Source organism: Gottfriedia sp. ABJ_BB2_2 (assembly GCF_055484705.1).
Map to the genome: position 1 here is coordinate 1 of NZ_JBVFKR010000013.1, position 17,340 is coordinate 17,340.

Below are 17,340 nucleotides of genomic sequence, written 5' to 3' on the forward strand. Positions count from 1 at the left end.
GATGTCTAGTTCCACCGCCTAGTCCCTCGAGGTCATAAGCCAAAGCCCAGCAAAGGTTAAAGAGCAACCTTCACTGATCTTTGTCTTATGCTTGTCGGTCCTGAGCGAGGCGGTTCCACTTTTCTATTTTGAAAGGAGTGATGTTTTTGATTGATGAGTATGACTATTTATACAGAATAAAAAAAGATTTTAGGGAAAGAAGGAGTAATTTGGAAAAAGTAGAAATGGTTTAATGATGAACACTTGCTTAGAAATGCTCGAAAAAAGCTTTAGCAAGAATAGATGGAACGGGTATTTTTAAGAAAGTAAGGTAATAGATTATTATGTGAAAAACAAAAAAAAGGGGAACTGAGAAATGAAAGAAGCAGCTTTTGAGACAAAAATAATACCACCTCATTTAAAACAATATTTGTCGGAGCAAAATTATGATCTGTACACACCGATTGATCATGCTGTGTGGCGTTATGTTATGCGACAAAATCATCATGCTTTAAAAGATAAAGCGCACGCTGCATTTGTTGATGGATTAAAACAATCTGGTATTGAAACGGAAAAAATTCCAAATGTTGCTGAAATGAACGAGTGCCTTTCTAAAATTGGATGGGGTGCTGGAATTGTAAATGGATTAATTCCTGGTGCAGCTTTTTTTGAATTATTGGCAAATGGAATTTTACCAATCGCAACAGAAATTAGACAAATAACAAACATCGAATATACACCGGCTCCAGATATAATACATGAAGCAGCAGGGCATGCGCCGATTTTATTTGACCCAGTTTTTAGAGAATATGTACAAAAAATTGGTTCAATTGGTGCAAAAGCTTTTGCTACTAAGGAGAAGCAAGAATTATTTGAGGCTGTAAGAAACTTAACGATTGTAATGGAAGACCCAAAATCTACTGCCGAAGAAAAAGCAGCGGCTCAAAGATTAGTTGAGGAAAAACAAAACGCAATAGTAGGCATTTCAGAAGCAGAAAAAATTTCACGCGTATTCTGGAGAACAGTTGAATATGGTCTAATAGGAGACGTTGATCAACCAAAAATTTACGGTGCAGGTTTATTGTCATCGGTTGGTGAAAGTACACATTGCTTTACAGATGCTGTAGAGAGATTACCTTTCTCTGTAGAGGCTGCTACATTGCATCCAAAAAATATAACTGAAATGCAATCACAGTTATTTGTATGTAAAAGCTTTGAAGAGCTAATGGAGGGTGCTGAAGAATTAGCAAATACCATGGCATTCCGAGTTGGTGGTACTGAAAGTTTAGATAAGGCACTTAAATCGAAAAGTGTTGCGACATTTGAATTAAATTCTGGCTTAAGTGTGACAGGAATTGTTCACGCAATTTTAAAAGATGAAACTGGTGAAGCAATTTATGTTAATACAACGGGAGAGACAGCATTATCAGTTAATCATCAACAATTAGAAGGTCACGGTAAGGATTACCATGCAAAAGGATTTGGCACACCGATCGGACTTCTAAAAGGGAATATAGAATTAGAAGAATGTGATAATGACATGCTTAAAAATTTAGGTATTGTTGTAGGAAACTATGTTGATTTAGAATTCTTAAGCAATGTAAGCGCTTCTGGTAGAGTTGTCAATATCATCAAAAATAATCATAAAGTCGCTTTAATTTCATTTGAGGATTGCACAGTTACTTATGAAGGTAAGGAATTGTTTAAGAAGGAATGGGGCACATTTGATATGGCTGTTGGTTCTAAAGTGATATCAGCTTACCCTGGTGCAGCTGATCCGGCTACTTACTTTAAGGATTCACTAAAAGAGGTTGAAGTTGTTGAGGGAACGCCTGCACCTTTAACTGAAATAGAAAAACTATACCAACAAGTTAGAGTGATTAGAGAGAAGAACACATTCTGTGATGATTGTATTAATAAGCTTATTGAAACGTATGATGAACTAAATCGTTCACATAAAGAAGATTGGTTATTACGTTTGGAATTACTTGAATTATCAATTGTAAATCCGAAATTAAACCATTTAGTATTACCTCTTAAAAAGGATTTAGAAGAATTAAGTAAGATTGATTCACTTAAAAATCTAATTACAAATGGTTTGAAATTAATTTAATTGGCTATTATGAGAAGCATTACTTCAACTAGAGGTAATGCTTTTCATTTTTAAATCTTCTGATATGCTAAAGATGTAAAAATAATTTATTGTGATAGAACGATGAATGAAGAGGTGGATTAAATGGGTTTTGAAATAAATGGCATCGATCATATTCAAATTACTTCACCAAAGGGAGGAGAAGATAGAGCAAGAGAATTTTACGGCGAAATTCTTGGTATGAAGGAAATACCGAAGCCGGAAAACTTACAAAGCAGAGGTGGCTGTTGGTTTATTTGTGGTCATCAAGAAATTCATATTAGTATCCAAGAAGATCATACTCCTCCTAAAAAAGCTCATCCTGGATTAATCGTAACAAATATTGAAGCGTTAAGAGAAAGATTCGTTTCACTAAAGATGGTAATAAAAGAAGAACCTCCTATAGAAGGTCGTACAAGATTTTTTGTGAATGATCCATTCGGAAATCGAATTGAGTTCTTAGAATATCATTAAGAATGGATTGTGTTTTAAAGAAAAACCACTGATCACTCGTATTCAGTGGTTTTTCATTTGTACTAAATATGGATTTTTTGAAATGGTTGGACTAGTTTTATACCTTCAATGCATAAAGTTTTTACTTTACTATCATCATAGTGCATTGCATATACTTTTTCTTTATCCTCAATGTTTAGTCCACCAAAATCTCGAACACTTGCATGTACTGGAATTGGAAATGGATAGAAATGAATATCATAAAAGACCTTCTTCACTTTTGGAAGTAAACCTTGTAATAATTGATGGTTATATATGCTGTCAGCTGAGTAGAAAAATTCGTCTTCAATAAATAGTCCGAAAACAGGCATGTTTGGAACATGTTGACTTTGAATTAAGTTAAATAGTACACCATCGATTTGAAAGGCGTCAGTTACAGTATAGATATTAAAATAATCCTCTAAATTTTTTTCACCGTCATTTGTGAATTTTAATCCATTTTTTACACTTTCCCATAAACCGTCAATCAATGTTTCATGTATGTATAAATTAATCTTTTTCACATTCTTATCTTTTTGTTCTAATGGAGAGATGAATTTTCTAAAGTATGCTAATTTTTCGAGACCGTTAATATGATCTCCATGCAAGTGAGTGATATATAGGTTATCAATATCACTATATGATAATCCCATTTTATCTATACGAAAGTAGTTCGAGTCTGGAATATCGATTAATAAATTTGTCTGATTAAATGTAAGAAGCGCACTATTATGTCCTAATAATTTACTAAATGCATCTCCACAACCAATAAACGTAATATCCATGTTTAACACTCTTTTCAATGGTTTTTGAGTATTATAACATAATCAATAAAGCTGTAAAAAAATAGCATATTATCATTTTTACAACTAGATGTTAAAGAAATGCTTTTAATAGAATATATTTAATAAAGTAATTGTCAAATTCAGGATGATTGATATGATGGAGTTAACAATATAAAGGCAGGTGTAACATGGTAAAAAGTTTAGAAATACCAAAAGAATTGTTAAACTACAAGGATCTAATAGAGTCGACAGTTAAAGAATCAGTTGTCATTCAGACAGATGTAAGAAAGACGAGTTTAATAGAAAGTAAGTTTTGTGGCGATCCGTATTTTCCTAAAAAAATGGAATATCCAAAGGATGAAAATGGGGAACCGATGAAGCTCCTTGCACAAATAAATTTTTCAGAGATACCTCAAATGAATGAGTTCCCAGCCTCAGGGTTGTTACAAATATACATATCAGCTGATGATGACGTTTATGGTATGGATTTCGATGAACCTACTAAGCAGAATAACTTTAAACTAATTTACCACGAGCAATTAAATGAAACAGATTTAATTGAAGATTTCTCATTTGTAACGGAGGATAGAGAAATAGAGTTTCCTATTGGAAAAGAAGCAGGAATGATATTTAATTTAGTGGTTCAACCCGTATCAGCTTTTTCAGTTGATTTTGATAGTATTGAAGAAAATATCCCACTTGATCAAAACATAGAGCATGCAAATTGTAATGATTTACATGATTTATATATTGAAACATTTGCTGGAGAAGGTCATCGAATTGGTGGCTATCCATACTTTACACAAGCTGATCCTAGAGAAAAAGAAGAGCATCCTATATTACTTTTACAAATTGATTCGGATGATTCAATTGATTGTATGTTTGGTGACGTTGGAGTTGCAAACTTCTTTATTTCAAGAGAAGATTTATTAAATAGAAATTTTAAGAATGTCCTATACAACTGGGATTGTTGCTAATTGTGACTGAATAAAAAGAGCATTACTTCTTTAGCAGGAAGTAGTGCTCTTTTTATTGAAGTTAATAGAGTCTAAAGAAAGGCACTCTTTATACAAACTATGGAGGTTTATGATGAAAATTGTAGAGTTTAAGGATTCTTATATAGATGATGCAGCAAATTTATTGGCCACTCGACATCAAAATGAGCGGAAAGTAAATAAAGAATTGCCTGTTATGTTTGAAGAAATAGCGTATGCAAAGAAAGCGATTGAATCATTGGTTACAAAAGATTGGATTGGCGTAGCAGCAATAAAAGACGAACAGCTAGTTGGTTATATCATTGGTTCGATACAAACCGATAAAAATCGTGAACGACATACATGGATTCAGTATGCGGGAGTAGCAATAGCTCCAGACGAAAATGATGAATTATATCGTGAGTTGTACGCTGTATTTGCAAGTGAGATGGTCAATCATGGTTCCTTCCATCACTATGTGATGGTACCAAGCGGTGATGATAAAATGTTAAATGCTTGGTTTCGTTTAGGTTTTGCATATGAACAAGTCCACGGAATTCGTGACATTTCAAAGGGGATAGAGCCAAATCGTATTCACCCTGATCTTCAAATCCGTTTAGCAACGAAAGATGATGAAAAAGATATTAGAGCATTGGCGACGATGATAATGGAGCATCAAGCTAAGTCTCCAGTATTCGCACCTGGTTTTATAGAAGAAAGAGCAGATTACCAAGATGGGTACGCTGAATTAATAGATGATGAAACAGTTACATTTTGGTTAGCGATTCACGAAAATAAAGTTGTTGGTTTTCAAGTATATATGCCATCAGAAGCATCAGATGAAAATATGCTTATACCAGATTCATGTGTAAGTTTGGTGGTCGGTGCGACAGTTGAGTCTGCTAGAGGCATGGGAGTAGGAACAGCGTTATTACAAAATGGTCTTACTCATGCAATGGAGTCAGGTTATACAAGTTGCGAGACTGACTGGAGAATGACTAATCTAGAATCTTCAAGATTTTGGTCGAAAAATGGATTTAAACCTTTAGTCCATCGATTAGTTCGTCATATTGATTCTAGGGTGTTATGGGCAAAGGGAAGATAGTATAGCTTTTTACTTTGGAAAGGCAGCTTTTATTGTATTATATTAATAGAAAGAAAATTTACATAATAATGAAGATTATCAGTTTGAGGGGGATATAATCATGAAATTAGTAGGGAATAATGTTTATTTAAGAATGCTAGAAGTTGAAGATGCAGAAGAGCTTTTAAATTTTGAAGTGAAAAATAGAGCGTTCTTCAAACCCTTTACGTATATAAAAGATGAGAGTTTTTATACAGTAGAATTTCAACAGGAACGCATTAAATCGAATAAAGAAAAAAGTGATAAAGATCTTTACTATTTTTTCGGTATCTACTTAAAAGAAACTGAAGAATTGATTGGAAATACAATGTTAGCTGAAATTCTAAGAGGGGATTTACAAAGCTGTTTTGTTGGATATTCTTTAGATGAGCAACAAAACGGTAAAGGTTATACGACTGAAGCAGTTAAGCTTGTAGTAGAATATGCCTTCACTGAATTAAAGCTTCACCGTATTGAGGCTGGTGTTATGCCACATAATATAGGATCTATTAGAGTATTAGAAAAATCTGGTTTCCATAAAGAAGGAATTGCCAAGAAAAACGTGAGAATTAATGGGAAATGGGAAGATCACCAAATGCTTGCTATTATCAATGAAAATGAATAATTAAAGTCTAAAATATCTGGAGGAGTTAAGATGGATATCATTAGTTACCCTAATCTTTCGAATAGACCGTACAGCTTACAAGTTGAACGTGAAATGGAAATGTCAATAGACGTACTATATCACGCCTGGACAGAAGGTTTTGGAAGTTGGTTTGCAGCACCGGATTCTGTCATTATGGAAGCAAAAGTGAACTCTGTCTTTTTCTTTGAAACTGAATTTAATGAGATGCGTCATCCACACTATGGTCGTTTCTTAAAACTTGAGCAAAATCGACTGGTTGAAATTACGTGGATCACAGCTGGAACGAAAGCTGAAACAGTTGTTACAGTAGAATTCGTTTCAAAAGATCATGGTCCAATGATTAAATTAACTCATGCAGGTTTCAGTGATGAATTATCAAGAGATCAGCATGAAGAAGCGTGGCCATATGTACTAGAACAACTTGATAAACGTATGAAGGAAACAATAAAGTAATGAGAAAAAAATCTTTTCTTTTAGAACTACAAGTATTAAAAGAAATTGCTGAAATATTAAACGAGGGTACTGACTTACACAGTACCCTTGATTGTGCATTAGCAAAACTAATCCAAATTACAGGCTTAGAAACTGGATGGATATTTTTAATAGATAAAAATGGTAACTATGATTTAGTTGCTTCTTTTGAGTTACCACCAGCGTTAACAAATGATGAGGTCAAGCCGATGTGTTGTGGCGATTGCTGGTGCGTGAGTAAATATGTACAAGGAAGACTCAATAAAGCTTCGAATATAATGGAATGTAAAAGATTAGAAGAATCAGTGATTCATAATTGGGGTGACACAAATGGCGTGACTCACCATGCGACTGTACCACTTCAAGCCGGAGAGGAATCATTTGGATTATTGAATGTAGCAGCATCAAATAAATTACAATTTGATCAAGAAGAGTTAGACCTCTTAGGAGCAGTAGCATTACAAATCGGAACAGCAATAAAAAGAATTCAACTAACTGAAAAAGTGAAGGAGATTCAAGTAATTGAAGAAAGAAATCGATTAGCTAAAGACTTACATGATTCAGTTAGTCAATTGCTCTTTTCAATCAACGTTACAGCTAAAGCTGGGGGCAATGTATCAGATAACCAAAATGTAAAAGAGACATTCCACCATATTCAACAAATTGCACAAGAAGCGCAGGCAGAAATGAAAGCTTTAATTTGGCAGCTTCGACCACAAGGAATAGAAAATGGAATTGTTAGTGCTTTAATTAACTATGGTGAAATGCTAGGTTTAAAAATACATAGCAAAGTCAAAGGAATCAATGTTCTTCCTTCCAAAATAGAGGAGACATTATGGCGTGTAGGCCAAGAGGCATTTAATAATTGTCGAAAACATTCTGGTCAAACGGACATTTATTTGCAGCTATCAAGTAATGGTAAAAACATTAACATGGTGATTGAGGATAAAGGTGCTGGTTTTGTGTGTCCAGAAAATATAAGTATTCCTACATTAGGGTTAAAAAGTATGCGTGAAAGAGTGGAAGCGATACAAGGATCTTTTATCGTGGAAAGTGAACTTAATAAAGGAACAAAAATAATAACAAATATTCCTTTTTAAAGAGGGAGAAATAATAATGACAATAAAATTAGTAATTGCTGACGATCATCACGTTGTCAGAAGAGGACTAATCTTTTTTTTAAATACCCAACAGGATATCGAGGTCATTGGTGAAGCATCAAACGGGGAAGAGGCTTTACAATTAATAAAAGAATTGCATCCGGACATTGTGATTATGGATTTATCTATGCCAAAACTAAATGGAATTGAAGCAACAGAACAAATTAAAAATGAAGGGCTGCCTGTTAAAGTAATGATTTTAACAAGTTTTTATGATCAAGATCATATTTTACCGGCAATCGAGGCAGGAGCGGCTGGCTATTATGTAAAAGATAGTGACCCAGATGAGCTTGTAACAGCCATACGTAAAATTTATGATGGGGAAAAACAGTTTCATTCAAAAATTACTACACAGTTGGTCTCGGCATTAACGAATAAAAGTGAATCGAAATCTGAGGAGACGATTCATGACAAACTAACTAAACGTGAAATGGATGTTTTAAAGGAAATTACACGAGGTAAGAGTAACAAAGAAATTGCTTCTTCATTATTTATTACTGAGAAAACTGCGAAAACACATGTATCAAATATATTAGCAAAGTTACAACTTCAAGATCGTACCCAGCTCGCGCTTTATGCGATTCGAAATGGAATATCAGAATAATACGGTCATGTAAGTTTTATTCTGGTAGCTTTCGATATTTTTCGATTATGTTATTGAGTCTATAAACAATAAACTGGTAGAAAGGAAGATTGGATGCGAATTCTTGTTTTAGGTGCTGGAGGAGTAGGTGGCTACTTTGGCGGTCGTTTAGTAGAAAAAGGAGAAGATGTTACTTTTTTAGTTCGAGCGAATCGAAAAAAACAGTTAGAGGAAAAAGGACTAGTGATCCGTAGTGTCCACGGTGACATGGTATTACAATCTAAGTTCATCTCAGCGAGCGAGAATGCCGGAACGTTCGATTTAGTACTTTTCTCAACCAAATCCTATCATTTACATGATGCCATTAAAGATGTAAAGCCGTTTATAGGAGATCATACAGTCATTTTACCACTACTAAATGGTATCTCACATTTAACAACTTTAAAAGAAGCGTTTGGAGAAAGTAACATAATAGGTGGTTTATGCTTTATTGAAACGACCTTAAATCAAGACGGAGAAGTAGTTCAGACAAGTAAAGCAGCAAGACTTGTATATGGTGAATTATTAAATAAAGACACGGAACGCATCCGTAAAATAACGGAAGCATTTAGTGGTACGAAAGCTGATTTTGTATGTAGCGAACAAATAGAGCGAGACATGTGGCATAAATTTTTGTTTATTACCGTCATGTCTGGTGTAACTTCGCTTATGCGTGCACCAATTGGGCCAATTAGAGAAAGTGAAGGCGGAAGGACGTTAATTCGTCAATTATTCGAAGAGTGTGCTAACATTATGCATGCCCTTAATGCTCCAATTCAGGAGAATATTGTTAATGAGCATATGAAATCAATTGATGCTTTAGGGTATGATATGAAATCATCAATGCAGAGAGATATGGAAAAAGGTTTTTCTATAGAAGGCGATCATTTGCAAGGATACTTGCTCGAGCTTGCGAAAATGAAACATCTTTCAGCCCCATTGCTTGAAGTAATTTATCAAAATCTTAAAGTATATGAAAAAATGCATGTGGAAAATCATTTCAACCTACAACTTTAGTTGTAGGTTTTTTATTTTGTTAATACATCAAAACGTGTAATAAAGTTCTACCAATCGACTGACGATTACATTCTATTTATTGACTATACTAAAAGTACAGATCAAAGAGGAGTGGAACATATGAATATTGTCATCATTAATGGTAGTCCTAGAAAAGAAGGACGTACTGGAAAATTGTCAGCTATTATTTCAAAAAAATATAATATCAAGACGATTGATTTAAGTGATTTAACTTTACCTGTTTATAACGGACAAGAAGATCAAAATGAATTGGATAATATTAAAAGGTTACGGGCTGAATTGGAAAATGCAGATGCAATGATTGTCGCGACACCAGAATATCATGGCGGTATGAGTGGGGCATTAAAAAATGCATTGGATTTCTTAGGTAGTAAGCATTTTAAAGATAAGCCTGTAGCTTTAATGGCTGTTGCTGGTGGTGGGAAGGGAGGAATTAATGCGCTTAATAATATGCGAATTGTCCTTCGAGCACTATATGCAAATGTCTTATCTAAACAATTAGTCATTGATCCAACTGACTTTATCCAAGGTGGCGTTGCTTTGGCGGAAGAACCTTCTTACTTAGTAAATGGTTTAATTCAAGAATTAAAGCTCTATACTCAATTAACTAAAAAGTTAAACGAAGAGTGGAGTGCATCAAACTATTAAGAAAGGAGTCCGAGGTAAAATGAAAAATTGGGTCCAATTCAGAATCGCAAGACCAACAGATCAGTTAGAAGAAATTAAAAAGTTTTACGGGGAAGGACTAGGATTAAAGCGTGTAGCTGGATTTGAAAATCATGACGGTTATGATGGAGTTATGTATGGCTTACCTGATGTAGAGAATCACTTAGAATTTACTCAATATATTGGCGGAAGTCCATGTCCAGCACCAACAAAAGATAATCTACTTGTATTCTATATACCTAATAAAAATGAAATAGAAGAGTTAAAAAATAGATTACAAATAATGGGATATGACGAAGTTGAACCGGAAAACCCTTACTGGCTAGGTAAAAGTATTACAGTAGAGGACCCAGATGGTTGGAGAGTCGTATTTATGAATACTGAAGGATTGAAGTAGCTTTTAAAAATAGAAGTAAACCTTTCAGGTGTACTTAAAATGAAAATAAACAAAAAAACCCCTCAAACTGAACACAGTTAGAGGGGGAGCTACTAGAACAGCCAAGTGCTATGACAAGGTAAGAAACTGAACACCTATAAAGCAGTACTCTTGGGTTTTAAAAAAATGTAATATGTAATTGTTAATCGTTAGAAGTTTAATCGCTACACTTTAGTCTTTACGATTTAAACGCTAAAATTTAACGTTTTCTTTCTCTTATCATAGAGTCTCAGGAATGTAGATTTACATCTACTCAATTAGATACGGAAATAACCCGTTCCGTTCGGGCAGTTTTTTAAGTCATTTCGTAATAGTAGCAATTCAGAACTGATTAGTCTAAATGAACTTCAATTTCAGTTTTGGCATTTGTTTCAGATAAGATAAAGTCAACTTCTGTTGAAAACTGATCATATTTATCTTGGTATTTCTGAATGACATTACGTAATCCTATCGGATCAACTACTTTTGCTGCATGTTTTGCATTATATAAATCAATTAAATCCTTCGTATCTTCATTTTTAGTCTTGCCGTCTTTCCCAAATTGGCTTTCTAGTAAATTATCTAAACGCTCCTGAACTGAAATGTTTTCTAATTCGACTTTATTCGTTACTTTTGAAAACTGTTGAGATAATACTCTAAGTAAAACTGCTTCATGATTTATACTATTTCTTCGTTCAATAGCTTCAGCTAATGTCATACTTTCACCAGCAATCTCCACCACTGTAACTGCATTTGCTTTTACAAGAGCAGCTTTAATTTTTTTTCTATTATCAATTAATTTAAGTGCACTTTCATACTGACCTTTTGCATATGTATTAAATTCATCTTTTTGCTGGAAACCTTTAATTCCTTTATTTCCAATTTCATACGCAATGTATTGGCTTTCATTGATCGTTTTTTCTATACGTTTATCTAACATTTTTAACTCAGCTAAAGCTCGTGTTAATGTCATTTTCATTGTTGTAACACTCTCCAAAATAAAGACTTGTTTTAAAAGTATATTAATAGATTACAATAAAAGTCAAATAATTCACTAAATACTTTTAACTTGAGGTTTAAACAGACTAATATTTAGTAATTGAAACTACTTCATCAACGAAGTAGTTTTTTTATTAAATATCATTGAATAACCTTCATAAAATAAGTTAATATATAATAAAACTTATAAAAAGAAGGTATTAAACAATGGATACTTACGATTTGAAAATCATTGATCTATTAATGGGGAATTCAAGAATAAAATGGGCTGATATGGCTACTGAGATCGGGTTGTCTGCACCTGCTACTGCAGAAAGGGTAAATCGACTGGTAGAACAAGGTGTAATAAAAAGTTATGGTGTATTAGTTGATGCTGAAAAGGTCGGGAGTGAGCTGACTGCTTTTGTTGCAGTTTCACTTGAACGCCCAGAAAATAGGGCGCCTTTTTTAGAGCTTATTAATCAGTTAGTAGAAGTACAGGAATGTCACCACATCGCGGGAGAGGACGATTATTTACTTAAAATAAGAAGTAAAAATACAAAAGATTTAGATCGAGTGATTAGTCATGAAATAAAGGGGCTTAAAGGAGTCGTTAGAACAAAAACAACAATAGTAATGGATACAACGAAAGAAACGTTTAGAATCCCATTACAAAATCATAAATTTTCAATAGAGTAGGGAGGGTTAGTATGGAATTGGGGATTTTTTTTAAAGGCTTGGTAATTGGTTTATCAATTGCTGCCCCTGTTGGTCCAATTGGTGTGTTATGTATCCGTAGAACATTAGCACATGGCAGAGTCGTAGGTTTAGTTTCTGGATTAGGGGCGGCAACGGCGGATGGAATTTATGGGTTAATTGCAGGGTTTGGTTTAACTGTTATTACGAATTTTTTAATTGGACAACATTTTTGGATTCAACTAATTGGTGGTATTTTTCTCTGTTATTTAGGTGTAAAAACACTTATGTCAAAAGTAAGCTATTCTCAATCTGAAACCAAAAAGAAAAATATGTGGAATGCCTTTTTATCCGTTTTGTTTTTGACACTAACAAATCCAATGACCATTTTATCATTCATCGGAATTTTTGCAGGTTTGGGAATCTCTAATGCAGGCAGTAACTTGTTATCTTCAGTAATTTTAGTAATTGGAGTATTTTGTGGGTCTACTTTATGGTGGATTATTTTAAGTAGTGGAGTAGGGTTATTTAGGAAAAAGATTACAAATAAATCGTTAACAGTTATCAACCGTTTATCAGGATTCATCATCCTTATTTTTGGTGGAATTGCTTTATATGAGTTAATTAAATAAAGTTTCTACAATTAAGATAAGCGTCTAAATAAAAGTCAAGCTTGCGAGGAAGTTTTTAAGTAGGGTCAACAAAATAGCAGGATTCTTATTATACTATTAGGTATCTTAGCGTTTATAGAATTTAAAAAAAGGAGCCAAGGGCTCCTTTCAAATAAAACATTACATAATAATAATTGACAATCATTTTTGATGTAACTATAATGATTACATCGGGAGGTTGAATCCTATGAAAATCAGCAGTCGTTTTACTGTCGCTGTTCATATTTTATCTTTAGTTACGATTGAGAATAGTACGCTTTGTACCTCTGAGTGGATTGCGGAAAGTGTTAATACGAACCCAGTCGTAATCAGAAGAGTGATGGGAAAACTTAAAAATGCTGGATTAATTCAAGTTCGTCGAGGAACAGGAGGAGCTTCACTTCTAAAGCCTTTAAGAGACATTTCTCTTCTAGATGTTTATCATGCAGTAGAAGTAGTAGAAGAGGGAGAACTTTTTCAGTTTCATGAAAATCCGAATCCAAATTGTCCTGTCGGGGCTAATATTCAAGCTGTACTCGAATTGATTTTAAACCGAGCTCAAGAAGCGATGGAACGTATTTTGGATGAGGTCACGATGGAAGAATTAGTGACAGTATTAACTAAAAAAATTGGATAAACAGTATTCAATTTTTTTTGATAATGTTGTAACTTGGTTTGTTACATCTTAGTTACTTTATTTTTTTATCACAGTTGTAACTATTATTGTTACAACTTGAAAATATCTTTAAACAATATACTTTAGGAGGAATGTAAGATGAAAATTGGCATTATTGGAGCTACAGGTAAAGCGGGGAAACTAATAGCAAAGGAAGCAATGGAAAGAGGGCATGCTGTAACAGCGATTGTAAGAGATGCTTCTAAATTAACTGATAAAATTGATTCGGTATTAGAAAAAGAGATTTTTGACTTACAAGCAAAAGACCTTAAGGAATTTGACGTTATAGTAAATGCTTATGGTGCACCAATTGGACAAGAGCACCTTCATATAGAAGCAGGGAATGTGTTAATTGAAGGAATCAAAGGAACAACTGAAACTAGATTAGTCGTTGTAGGTGGAGCGGGAAGTTTATATGTAGATGAGCAAAAAACAATTCGTTTAATTGATACGCCTGAATTCCCTAAAGAGTATTTTGCAACTGCATCCAACCAAGCAAAAAATCTTGAGGACTTACAAAAATCTAATATTAATTGGACATTTATTAGCCCGGCAGCACATTTCGATCCAACCGGGAAAAGAACAGGTACTTATCAATTAGGAAAAGATAATTTTATAGTTAATGCAAAAGGTAATAGTTATGTGAGCTACGCAGATTATGCAATTGCTGTATTAGACGAAATCGAAAAACCTAAGCATGTTAACCAACGATTTACAATTGTTTCTGAGGCTGAATAATGAAAAAAGAGGTTCTTCTATTGAAGAGTCCCTCAGTTTGTAGAAAAAGTACAAAAACTAAGAGATTCAGACTGATTGAAAACGCTTGTCTTTCGAGGCGCAAAGCCGGATGAGGAGCGGAGTTACCTTTAACGGTAATGAGCACCGCAAGTAAGCGAAGCAACGAAGAAAGCGAGCGTTTGTCAACAGTCTGAGAGATTCTTATTTTGAAGAATCTCTTTTTCATTTCAATTAATACTTTTCTTTTTGTAAACATAAAAATACATACTTAATGGCCACCAAATCACTGCGAAGATTGGATAAACAGCCCATACTGTATTTGGAGATGAGACGATATTCACAGTAATAAAGAATACACTGATTAATAAACTTGCAGTGAATGAAAAGAATACGAATGATCTTCGTTTTGCATGATAAATCGCTAAGGGCCACCAAATGACAGCAAATGCAGGATAGATTGCCCAAGGATAATCTGGGGAACCGAAAAAATTAAAACTAGAATAATAGATAATTGTTGTTAAGCTACCGATGATTGCAACACGTAATGAACCAGATTTTGCTCCGAGGTGCATTAAGATTGGCCACCAAATAATTGGATAAGCTGCATAGAAAAACCATAAATAATCTGGTGAATGAATTAAGTTTTCAGTAAAAAGGAATGCAATTAGAACTAGACTACAAAATAAGGAAAGCTGTTTTGCAGATTTTTTAAATACGAAATATAAACTAATAGGCCATAATAACAGGAAAAAGCAAGGATATATAAACCAAAGTGTATTAGGTGAGGTAATATAATTTACGATCATAAAAAATATCATACTCATAATACAACCAGCTGTGGCGAATCCAACATAATTTTTCATCATTTACACCTCACTTATTTCGTTGCCAATAAAAATACATTGAAAGTGGCCACCAAAGTAGACCGAAAGTAGGATAAACAAACCAAATTGTATTTGGTGTATAGTAAAAATTAATAAATAGGAAAAGTGCAATTAAGAGTCCACTACCGCAAAGTGAATAAGCTAAGTTTAGTTTTGCTAATTTACTCTTTTTTTGATCCGGATTTTTAACGCCTAGCTCTTTTTTTAGTTCATCTATATCTCCAAATTCTACAATTGCTTTATTGATTGCATCTTCTTCTTCCTTACCACTGTCTATTAAATAGATTACTTTTTCTTCTAAGTTTTGAATAATCTCTTGTTTTACTAATTCTGATTCTTGTGTTCTAGGAATTTCTTTAAATAATTCTTCAATATGATTTTTAATTTTTTTCATCACAAGTCCTCCATAAATAAATCAATAATTTCTTTTACTTCATGCCATTCTTTTGTTAATTCATTTAAATATGCTTTACCTAATGATGTAATTTTGTAATACTTTCGTTTTCCACCGTGAGTAATGTCACCGAAATAAGCCTCGACGAGTTCTTTTTTCTCTAATCGTTGAAAAACAGCGTAAAGAGTAGCTTCTTTAATCTGAAATCGATTATTCGTACGTAAACCGATTTCTTGAGAAATTTCATAACCATAACGGTCCTTCTCAAAAATAAGCCTCAATATAATTGAGTCCAAATGACCACGTATGATATCACTTCTAACCATAATTCACCTTCTAAAACATATTATTCTATCTGATAGAGTAATACTAACAACAATTACTCTATCTGTCAAAGTAATTTCTTGAAAAAAATTCGTCATATTTTTTATTTCTGTTTTGTCACAAATTCCTCGAGCTATTCGTCTAAGTTAATGAGATAAGAGGAAAGGGTGAAGAAATATGTATTCAGAAAATAGTAATACAGCCAATACAGCCATGAAATGGGATGTAGTCATATTAGGTGGAGGAATAGCTGGATTAACGGCGTCTATTTATTTAGCACAGGAAGGGAAAAAAATATTATTACTAGAAAAAGGAGCAAATTTAGGTGGAAGGGGCGTCACGAGTAAATTAGGAAAAGCACATGTAAATCTAGGTCCACATGCACTTTATACAGATACGCTTGAAGTATTTAATGAAGTTGGAATCAATATTACAGGTAAATCACCAAAATTAAGCGGTGCATTTGTGTTTGGAAAAGATAATGAGAAAATGAACGTAGTAGATATAGTGAATTTATTTCTTGGTAGCAATTTAAAGTGGAGAGAGAAAATGGAATTTATCCGTTTCTATCGTCATATTCGTAAAATGGAGTTAGACTCTTTAAATAGGCTTAGTTTAGAGCAGTATCTATCTGAAACGATATCAAGTAACAAGGTGAGAAACTTAATTTATGCATTTGTTCGGTTATCCACATACGCGAATAACCCTGAATTAATTAGTGCTCGTGTAGCAATTGGTCAATTAAGAGGTGCAAGTGTATTGTATGTGAATGATGGTTGGCAAACAATTGTTAATAAACTGGTTAGTAGGGCGAAAGAAGTGGGAGTCACAATCCAAAAGAATGCAGTTGTGAGTAAAATTTCAGGTGAATATCCTGGATTCACAGTTTCGTTAAAAGATGATCAAATGATAAAAACACTTAGTGTAGTATCCACAATTAATCCACATGAGTTAATAAAGCTTGTAGGTGAGAAGGCTTCGGAATCTTTTCAGAAAAAGGTGGATCAAATCATTCCGGTCCGGGCAGCATGTTTAGATCTGGTCATGTCGGGACTTCCAAATCCTAAAACGAATTTTGCATTAGGTGTAGATAGACCGTGGTATTTTTCAAATCATTCAACAGTAGCAAAGCTTTCAGATGATCCTGGTCAAATTGTTGTGCATGTGATGAAATATTTGGATTCATTGATTGAAAATGATGCGCAAAATGATGAATATGAACTAGAAGGTTTTCTGGATCTAATCCAACCTGGGTGGAGAGATTTTGTGGTGTCGCGTCGCTTTCTCCCTAAAATGGTCGTTTCTAATGCAATAAAAAAACCATTAGAAAGCGGAAATATAATAAAATCAGATGAAATAGGGATAGAGGGCCTGTATATTGCAGGAGATTGGGTAGGAGAAAAAGAAATTCTTTTGAGTGCGTCATTAATTAGTGCTAAAAATGCTACGAAATTACTAGATAAGAAATTAGCATTTCAACATTTATAGAACAGAAGGG

The 17,340-nt window shown here is 33.8% G+C and carries 21 protein-coding genes; 16 read left to right on the forward strand and 5 right to left on the reverse strand.

The window, feature by feature from the left end; genetic code table 11:
* Positions 1-355 precede the first annotated feature (355 nt).
* A complete protein-coding gene (locus tag ACX6U0_RS19170) occupies positions 356-2,092 on the forward strand; it encodes an aromatic amino acid hydroxylase (RefSeq protein ID WP_464961459.1) in 1,737 nt (578 codons plus the stop codon).
* Positions 2,093-2,215: 123 nt separating this feature from the next.
* Positions 2,216-2,584 carry a VOC family protein gene (locus ACX6U0_RS19175; protein ID WP_464961460.1) on the forward strand — a complete coding sequence of 123 codons (369 nt, stop codon included), beginning with the start codon at positions 2,216-2,218 and terminating at the stop codon, positions 2,582-2,584.
* Between the two features lie 62 nt (positions 2,585-2,646).
* On the opposite strand, the gene ACX6U0_RS19180 is transcribed toward ACX6U0_RS19175, so the two are convergent.
* Complete coding sequence (locus tag ACX6U0_RS19180) at positions 2,647-3,387, reverse strand: MBL fold metallo-hydrolase (RefSeq protein ID WP_464961461.1); 741 nt, start codon at positions 3,385-3,387, stop codon at positions 2,647-2,649.
* Between the two features lie 188 nt (positions 3,388-3,575).
* Between ACX6U0_RS19180 and ACX6U0_RS19185 the strand changes: the two genes are divergently transcribed.
* The 9 genes from ACX6U0_RS19185 to ACX6U0_RS19225 all read left to right on the forward strand — a co-directional run bounded on the left by ACX6U0_RS19185 (position 3,576) and on the right by ACX6U0_RS19225 (position 10,484).
* Positions 3,576-4,364 carry a YwqG family protein gene (locus ACX6U0_RS19185; RefSeq protein WP_464961462.1) on the forward strand — a complete coding sequence of 263 codons (789 nt, stop codon included), beginning with the start codon at positions 3,576-3,578 and terminating at the stop codon, positions 4,362-4,364.
* A gap of 112 nt (positions 4,365-4,476) precedes the next feature.
* Positions 4,477-5,466 (forward strand): GNAT family N-acetyltransferase, encoded by a 990-nt coding sequence (locus ACX6U0_RS19190; protein ID WP_464961463.1) that lies wholly within the window; start codon positions 4,477-4,479, stop codon positions 5,464-5,466.
* A 100-nt stretch (positions 5,467-5,566) separates the two neighbouring features.
* The gene (locus ACX6U0_RS19195) at positions 5,567-6,109 is read left to right on the forward strand and encodes a GNAT family N-acetyltransferase (protein ID WP_464961464.1); all 543 of its coding nucleotides are present in this window, start codon (positions 5,567-5,569) and stop codon (positions 6,107-6,109) included.
* A gap of 30 nt (positions 6,110-6,139) precedes the next feature.
* A complete protein-coding gene (locus ACX6U0_RS19200; protein ID WP_464961465.1) occupies positions 6,140-6,583 on the forward strand; it encodes an SRPBCC family protein in 444 nt (147 codons plus the stop codon).
* Positions 6,583-7,701: a GAF domain-containing sensor histidine kinase gene (locus ACX6U0_RS19205; protein ID WP_464961466.1), complete on the forward strand. Its 1,119-nt coding sequence runs from the start codon at positions 6,583-6,585 to the stop codon at positions 7,699-7,701. Before ACX6U0_RS19200 ends, ACX6U0_RS19205 begins: the two co-directional genes overlap by 1 nt.
* Before the next feature lie 16 nt (positions 7,702-7,717).
* Positions 7,718-8,365, forward strand: a complete 648-nt coding sequence (locus ACX6U0_RS19210; RefSeq protein ID WP_464961467.1) for a response regulator transcription factor — start codon at positions 7,718-7,720, stop codon at positions 8,363-8,365.
* Positions 8,366-8,458: 93 nt separating this feature from the next.
* A complete protein-coding gene (gene panE, locus ACX6U0_RS19215) occupies positions 8,459-9,400 on the forward strand; it encodes a 2-dehydropantoate 2-reductase (RefSeq protein WP_464961468.1) in 942 nt (313 codons plus the stop codon).
* Between the two features lie 120 nt (positions 9,401-9,520).
* Complete coding sequence (locus ACX6U0_RS19220; protein ID WP_464961469.1) at positions 9,521-10,069, forward strand: NADPH-dependent FMN reductase; 549 nt, start codon at positions 9,521-9,523, stop codon at positions 10,067-10,069.
* A 19-nt stretch (positions 10,070-10,088) separates the two neighbouring features.
* Positions 10,089-10,484 (forward strand): VOC family protein, encoded by a 396-nt coding sequence (locus ACX6U0_RS19225; RefSeq protein ID WP_464961470.1) that lies wholly within the window; start codon positions 10,089-10,091, stop codon positions 10,482-10,484.
* Positions 10,485-10,854: 370 nt separating this feature from the next.
* Here the strand turns inward: ACX6U0_RS19225 and ACX6U0_RS19230 are convergent, their stop codons facing one another.
* Positions 10,855-11,481, reverse strand: a complete 627-nt coding sequence (locus ACX6U0_RS19230) for a hypothetical protein (RefSeq protein WP_464961471.1) — start codon at positions 11,479-11,481, stop codon at positions 10,855-10,857.
* 227 nt (positions 11,482-11,708) lie between these two features.
* Between ACX6U0_RS19230 and ACX6U0_RS19235 the strand changes: the two genes are divergently transcribed.
* The 4 genes from ACX6U0_RS19235 (at position 11,709) to ACX6U0_RS19250 (ending at position 14,240) form a co-directional block, all read left to right on the forward strand.
* Positions 11,709-12,179, forward strand: a complete 471-nt coding sequence (locus ACX6U0_RS19235) for an Lrp/AsnC family transcriptional regulator (RefSeq protein ID WP_464961472.1) — start codon at positions 11,709-11,711, stop codon at positions 12,177-12,179.
* Between the two features lie 11 nt (positions 12,180-12,190).
* The gene (locus ACX6U0_RS19240; protein WP_464961473.1) at positions 12,191-12,808 is read left to right on the forward strand and encodes a LysE family translocator; all 618 of its coding nucleotides are present in this window, start codon (positions 12,191-12,193) and stop codon (positions 12,806-12,808) included.
* 226 nt (positions 12,809-13,034) lie between these two features.
* Complete coding sequence (locus ACX6U0_RS19245; RefSeq protein WP_464961474.1) at positions 13,035-13,463, forward strand: Rrf2 family transcriptional regulator; 429 nt, start codon at positions 13,035-13,037, stop codon at positions 13,461-13,463.
* 138 nt (positions 13,464-13,601) lie between these two features.
* The gene (locus tag ACX6U0_RS19250) at positions 13,602-14,240 is read left to right on the forward strand and encodes an NAD(P)-dependent oxidoreductase (RefSeq protein ID WP_464961475.1); all 639 of its coding nucleotides are present in this window, start codon (positions 13,602-13,604) and stop codon (positions 14,238-14,240) included.
* 227 nt (positions 14,241-14,467) lie between these two features.
* Here ACX6U0_RS19250 and ACX6U0_RS19255 read toward each other — a convergent pair whose 3' ends face one another.
* Genes ACX6U0_RS19255 through ACX6U0_RS19265 form a run of 3 tightly spaced genes read right to left on the reverse strand, consistent with a single transcriptional unit; the run spans position 14,468 to position 15,844 of the window.
* On the reverse strand, positions 14,468-15,103 hold the full coding sequence (locus ACX6U0_RS19255) for a hypothetical protein (RefSeq protein ID WP_464961476.1): 636 nt from the start codon (positions 15,101-15,103) through the stop codon (positions 14,468-14,470).
* 10 nt (positions 15,104-15,113) lie between these two features.
* On the reverse strand, positions 15,114-15,518 hold the full coding sequence (locus tag ACX6U0_RS19260) for a permease prefix domain 1-containing protein (protein ID WP_464961477.1): 405 nt from the start codon (positions 15,516-15,518) through the stop codon (positions 15,114-15,116).
* Complete coding sequence (locus ACX6U0_RS19265) at positions 15,518-15,844, reverse strand: PadR family transcriptional regulator (RefSeq protein WP_464961478.1); 327 nt, start codon at positions 15,842-15,844, stop codon at positions 15,518-15,520. Before ACX6U0_RS19265 ends, ACX6U0_RS19260 begins: the two co-directional genes overlap by 1 nt.
* 175 nt (positions 15,845-16,019) lie before the next feature.
* Here ACX6U0_RS19265 and ACX6U0_RS19270 point away from each other — a divergent pair, with 175 nt between their 5' ends.
* Entirely contained in the window at positions 16,020-17,330 is a 1,311-nt protein-coding gene (locus ACX6U0_RS19270; protein ID WP_464961479.1) for a phytoene desaturase family protein, read from the forward strand.
* Positions 17,331-17,340 lie beyond the last annotated feature (10 nt).